This is a genomic window from Legionellales bacterium, assembly GCA_026125385.1.
Lineage (GTDB): Bacteria > Pseudomonadota > Gammaproteobacteria > JAHCLG01 > JAHCLG01 > JAHCLG01.
Genome location: JAHCLG010000031.1, coordinates 21,170 through 27,235 on the forward strand (window position 1 = coordinate 21,170; position 6,066 = coordinate 27,235).

The following is a 6,066-nucleotide window of genomic DNA, read 5'->3' on the forward strand; positions in this document are numbered from 1 at the left end:
TTAACTAAGTGCTTTACCTTGAATATCAAAAAAACTGACCTTGCCACTTTTTATATCGTGCATAGCTCCAACTAATATAATTTTCTTTTCATTGATCAAATTAGCAATAATTTCACTGTTTTTTACAATATAATTCATTTGCTCCAAAACGTTCTGTTTAGCAATCGCGTCGATCGTGGATAACGACTTACAGTTGAAATTATTTTTTTCTTGATCCTTAACGATCGTCACTGCAGGCTTAATTTTTGAGAGTAATCCCGTTAGATTGCCTAATTCAACATTATTACACGCGCCTGCAACCGCACCACATTGAGTATGCCCCATAACGACAATTAATTTCGCACCAGCCACTTGAGTTGCAAATTCCATACTGCCCAGTACATCATTACTAACCACATTACCCGCGATTCGACCCACAAAAATATTTCCAGGCACTTGATCAAATAATAATTCTGGTACACTTCTAGAATCTACACAGTTAAAAATAAATGCAAATGGATATTGTCCTTGAGCGTTATGTTTTAAAATCAAGCTATGATCTTTTTTATCCAGCTCATCTTTGACAAATTTCTCATTACCATTCATCAATTGAGTTAAAACTTGCTGAGGAGTAAGTGCTTGTTGTTGTTCCACTGTAATGACATTTGCGAGTGCATTAAGATTAACACTCGCGATTAGAATGAAAATATACAGTGCATATTTTTTTAGCATTGTCTGAACTCCTTATCAGTAAACGATAACAATTAGCATTATCTCAAGGATGACGCAATAGAAAGATTCGGTTTATGGAAAATTTTTACTCACCACTTTTTTAATACACGCAGGTACCTGAAAATTCACATATCCTTCGAAACCCGTTGCTAAATATAATTCTGTAAAACCCATACTCGCTAATTTTTCTGCCACCATCGTTCCGGTTAACTCTTCAGATAACGAGTAGTCTAGGTAAATTGGGATAAATTTTTCAAAAAAAGGGAGTGCTTGCTCTAATTCTTTAAAATGTGAGAATGTTTTTATTTTTTTATTTTCTAATTTTGCAGAAAATTCCCATGCGGTTCTAATTAAAGGATCGTCATCCAAGAGAATTAAATCGAACAATTCAGTCCTATTACATTGCTCAGTGAGAATATTAATTGGAACTTGGGGAGCTAATGGTTTAGGTAACAAGGGTATTTTTAGTTGATTACATTTTACTTGTATCTCAGATTGCTCGTAGCGGCTTGTTACCAAAATACTGCAATTCTCTAGCTGCAATGACTCAATAATTTCCAATCCATTTTCTGGATATCCTAGAAACTCATAGTCGCACAAAACGACTAAAGTCCTTGCTTTATTATTAATACGCAACCATTCTGAAATGTCACTTTTATTTGAAAAGTGATACCATTTTATACCATATTTGGTTAACTCCATTTTTTCAAAACGATCATTCCAGATTTGATGGATAGTGGAGTCATCATCTAAAATTAATATACAAGTATCATTTTTTAAGTTCAGTGCTTTTAAAAACCAATCAGGAGCGTTTGTTAATGGTAATTCAATTTTTACCGATGTTCCTTGATGAGGAGCGCTTTCCACATGAAGTTTTCCACCCCAGTGTTTTAAATGATTAACGGCATGCGACAAACCGAGACCAGCGCCTCCACTTTTTCCATAGGTATTACCGCGACAGCCAAGATTCCTGATTACCACATCAGGCATGCCAGGCCCATTATCTATCACTGAGATTATTGCATGTTGATCATGTTTTTTTAGGCAAATAGAAACATGTCCAGATTCACCCAGAGCTTCTACAGAGTTGTTAATTAGATTTGACAAAATTCGTTTAAATTCTGCAGGATTAATTTGTGAAAATAAGCCATAACATTCCTTCTCGGGTGAGAATTCAATCTGAATATTTAGCTTGCTACGGTACTGAATACGTTTTTCAGAAATCAATGAATCAATGAGACTCGTTAATAAGCATACTGCAACAGCATCCGGACTACTCTCATTATGCTCATGCTGAAATAGCAAATTATTTGCAATATCACGAATCCGTGAAATCGCATGGCGTGTTATAATCCGGCTTTCTTCAGGTAATTGAGATAAATCCTGAAGTATCATATCAAGCGCCGCCAGTGGAGAACGAATATCGTGCGCAAGTTGCCTAGACAATTGATATAATGCTGAGTCTTTTTGAATTTCAATTTTTTTTGCATATTCAGCTTGTAAGTGATGAATTAATTGGGCAAATGAGTCACGAATTATTACAATTTCATCTATAGAGTTGATTGATTTTCCTTCTTCAAATTTAGCTTCTAATGGGCTTGCTATTTTTTGAGAAATATCTTTTTTCAACTCACTAATTGGAGCGATCACATGTTTATTGATAACATTTCTCAAAATTATTAAAATTAATAACATCGAAGCAAAAAATAAAAGTGCCGTATAAAGAAGAACATCCACTGAAAATGGAAAAATATTATAAGGCGATAAGTTTAACAAAATACCGAGCAAATTTCTTGATTTGTTATTTGCCAACAATGGATAGCAGCTAATGTAATAATCTTGGTTATCTATTTTAATTGTATTCCCCTTTAACGCATCGCACCCCTCATTTGCTGAGGCTTTTAGGACATTCTGTATACTGCCCATATTTACATAATTAGCTATAAAGATATCTGCATTCTTATCAATCACTGCTACAATATGGTGATTTCGAGATGCCAAATTGAGAATTCTCTTAACTTCCGTCGTGTCTGAAATTTCTAACGAGGGCACCAAAACCTCAGATAGTAGTATGTTAATTTGTTGATTTAAAAAATCACGATCCGTTTTAATGAAAAAATAACTAATCATACTAAACCCAATACTTGAAAGCACTGTCACAAACAAGATAGTTGCTAAAAGATATTTCCTTAATAAATCATATATTTTATATCTTGATTTTTTAATCATAAATTTTCACATTACTTAGAAGATATTCATTTAAGGGACCCAGACCAATATCCGAGGCTTTAATATTCTTTTTAACATAAATATTTTCATAGGGAATAGTAAACAGTGGCAATATAAGACATTCATCTTGAATTTTTTTAATAATTTTTCGATATTCTAGCGCTCTTAATGTGGGTTGAGTTATTTTTTGACTATCCTCAATTTCAGCTGCAAGCTCATCATTCTGATACCCACTAATATTGACCTCCTTCTCTGAAAAAATAAGCAAATACTCATAGGCATCAAGGTAATTAGATTTTAATACTAAAACCATGCCATCAGTATTTTCTTGCGCAAACTTATCGGCCATATGTTCGCTTCCAATAATACTTTTCTCTTGAACGTCAGGGAATAGAGTTAAAAACATATCAATAAATTTTGGCCTAATATTTTTTTCAATTGAAGATTGCATATAGGAAAAAGAAAAATTATTAATTTTAGGTAGTGGGAAATTTTTACCTATGTCTTGAATTCTTTTGGAATAATTTTCGATGTCTGAATAACCTAATGTACCAGAGGGAAGAAAATCGGTCGAAGGTATTGCTAAATTACCATAAGCAGAGACTACGTTGGATGGATCTAATCTTGCAAGCAATGCACATCTTGCGCTTTTAAGGTTCCAAGGGGATTTTCTAATATTTGGAATGTAAAATACTTGAAATGGATCAAATATATTCACTTTATTAAAATTGCTTTCAATGTCTCGAGAGTTTTTTATTCCCAACAAAATGATATCAAAATTTTTCGCTTGGCCAGAAGAAAGATTGCCGTCTGGAATGTAATAAAACTTAACAGGAAACCCATTTTTTCTTGGTAAGATTGTAAGTGTATTTTTATTATTTTCCGAAACAGTATAAGCTCCACAAGTAATAGGCTCATTCCAATATTTTGGATTATTTTCTACTTTTTTTATAAAATTTTGAGGGAAAATGGAATAGTTTGGCGCAGAAAAAACATGCAAAAATTGCGGGTAGTTTTTTTTCAGAATTATTTGAATTTCCCCATTATTAACTTTACGAATATCTTTAATCCAGTCTAGGGCATTACGAAGTATGACTCTATTTTTTTTTAGATAAACCAGTGAAGCTATAACATCATCAGCTGTTATTGGGTTTCCGTTATTGAATGTATATTGCCTGTTAAGTTTAATATCTATAATGGTCGGTGATAAAAATGAAATACTTTTAGCAGCCTCGAGCTTTACTTCACCACTATTACTTCTTAGTAATTGACAATTAACTTGTCTTGAAACCCACAAAGAGGAGAAATCTTGTTCTAATGCAGGATTAAATGAAATTAGTGAAGTATGCAAAGGGATCCTTAATATTTTTTCCTCGGCCTTAACAATCAGTGGCAAAGAAAAAAGAAAAATTAATATAAAAATTTTAAGCTTATACTTCTTTACGTGATTATTCATCCTATCGCTCCCAGTATATATTTTTCTTAACTACTTTTGCTGGGTTTCCAGCTACAATTGTATTGGGATCGATATCACGTGTAACAACCGATCCCGCAGCAATTATTGAATTATCTCCGATGTGTACTCCCTTTAATATACTACATCTAAATCCAATCCAAACATTATCACCTATAACAATTGGCTTTATCTTTCCTCCCGTTTTATACGGAGGTTTCTCAGAACTCTCTTCATAAATCATATGACCATCAAAATCCATTATTATAGTTTGATAGCCAATTAGACAATTCTTTCCGATTTTGATATTTTTTTTGCAGTTTATGTTAATTTCATGTGATAAATATGTGTTTTCACCTATTTCCATACAAGCATCTGAGCTAACTGTTATATAAATTCCGGCATTTAAAAATGTGTTCTCTGCTAAAATTAACTTAGCATTTGAACATAATTCAACTCTAGTTTTAGAATGTGTAGGTGGGTTAATAGAGTTAAAGTGCGCGGAGGTTCCTATCACAGTGGCATTTTTAAACATTTTATTATTAACAAGATTTTCTGGAATGTCTTCGCAATCACTTCGCAAAATAATCTTAGAATTCTCTGCAAAATCTAACTTGGTTTTGTACCCTAACAAAAAAGGTCTATATTTATTTTTTTCGTAATGTATTTTCCCTGAAAATGCTGACCAATATCCACGTAGCAGTGCCAGTATATTTTTAGCAAAATAAAAAAAGTTATTCTTTAGACTGCAAACTCTATTGCTGTACAAATAACCTCTTAAAATTAAAAATATATTAAAAATATTCGCCATATTGTTATTTACTCCTCTTGCAGTATGCTGAAATTAGAGCTATATAGGCAATTGCATAAATTAACGTAACCACGCCGACAGAAAATGGACTTTTAATGTTAAGAGTTATTATTAGTTGTGTTATACCAATAAGAAACCCAATATCACTTATATAATAAATCATGGTTACCTGATGGCTTTTTTTTCTAGCTCTCAAAATTGTAGTTAGCGCATTCCCGAACTGCCCTATCATAGTTGCTACTGTAAATAAAGCTATATAAGATTCATGTAGCGGTGGAATTTGATAATTATAAATTAAGCTCATTAATGATTTGTTGAATATTAATGTAATGGCCAATAATAATTCAGTAGGGATTAACCCTGTAACAATCAGATTTCTCCACCAGGCTTGACCTTTTACCATGCCATTACAGGCGCTAGCTTCTACTAAATTTGCTTGAATTGAGCACATGAGCGGGATGCACATTAATCCAGTAAATTGCAAAATTAGCTGATAAGTAATTATTAAATTATTTTGTTTATCCATAATAGCTAATTGAAATGCAAAAACTAGAGGATATGTTGCGGTAACAATCCCCGATGCTAATTCACTAAACCATATTTTATAGTTTTCTGCTTTTAATTTAAATATGCTTGATATACTGAATTTAAAAGAAGAATAATTAAAAAAAATTAAGGTAATTAAAAAGACGGTTATACATTTTGCTAATACTATAACATTCAGTGCCGTACCAATTTTGTGATAGCGATTCACTGATAATACATTAATAATAGAAAACAAAATTATTATACTTAATGAAAGTAGAAAAGATATTTTATATCTATTTATCCCACAACATGTATTTATAATATAATAAAATCA

General features: G+C 32.2%; 5 protein-coding genes. All 5 read right to left on the bottom strand.

The window, feature by feature from the left end; genetic code table 11:
* Positions 1–711, bottom strand: a complete 711-nt coding sequence (locus tag KIT27_10480; protein ID MCW5590068.1) for a carbonic anhydrase — start codon at positions 709–711, stop codon at positions 1–3.
* A 72-nt stretch (positions 712–783) separates the two neighbouring features.
* Entirely contained in the window at positions 784–2,940 is a 2,157-nt protein-coding gene (locus KIT27_10485) for a HAMP domain-containing histidine kinase (GenBank protein ID MCW5590069.1), read from the bottom strand.
* The gene (locus KIT27_10490; GenBank protein MCW5590070.1) at positions 2,933–4,396 is read right to left on the bottom strand and encodes a hypothetical protein; all 1,464 of its coding nucleotides are present in this window, start codon (positions 4,394–4,396) and stop codon (positions 2,933–2,935) included. The genes KIT27_10485 and KIT27_10490 overlap by 8 nt, the downstream gene beginning before the upstream one ends.
* A 1-nt stretch (position 4,397) precedes the next feature.
* Positions 4,398–4,760 (bottom strand): acyltransferase, encoded by a 363-nt coding sequence (locus KIT27_10495; protein MCW5590071.1) that lies wholly within the window; start codon positions 4,758–4,760, stop codon positions 4,398–4,400.
* A 448-nt stretch (positions 4,761–5,208) separates the two neighbouring features.
* Positions 5,209–5,958: a hypothetical protein gene (locus tag KIT27_10500; GenBank protein ID MCW5590072.1), complete on the bottom strand. Its 750-nt coding sequence runs from the start codon at positions 5,956–5,958 to the stop codon at positions 5,209–5,211.
* Positions 5,959–6,066 lie beyond the last annotated feature (108 nt).

Bases quoted from the DNA above. Each gene is read 5' to 3' on its own strand.
- KIT27_10495 (MCW5590071.1), bottom strand. From the start codon at position 4,760: ATGGAAATAGGTGAAAACACATATTTATCACATGAAATTAACATAAAC.
- KIT27_10485 (MCW5590069.1), bottom strand. From the start codon at position 2,940: ATGATTAAAAAATCAAGATATAAAATATATGATTTATTAAGGAAATAT.
- KIT27_10490 (MCW5590070.1), bottom strand. From the start codon at position 4,396: ATGAATAATCACGTAAAGAAGTATAAGCTTAAAATTTTTATATTAATT.
- KIT27_10480 (MCW5590068.1), bottom strand. From the start codon at position 711: ATGCTAAAAAAATATGCACTGTATATTTTCATTCTAATCGCGAGTGTT.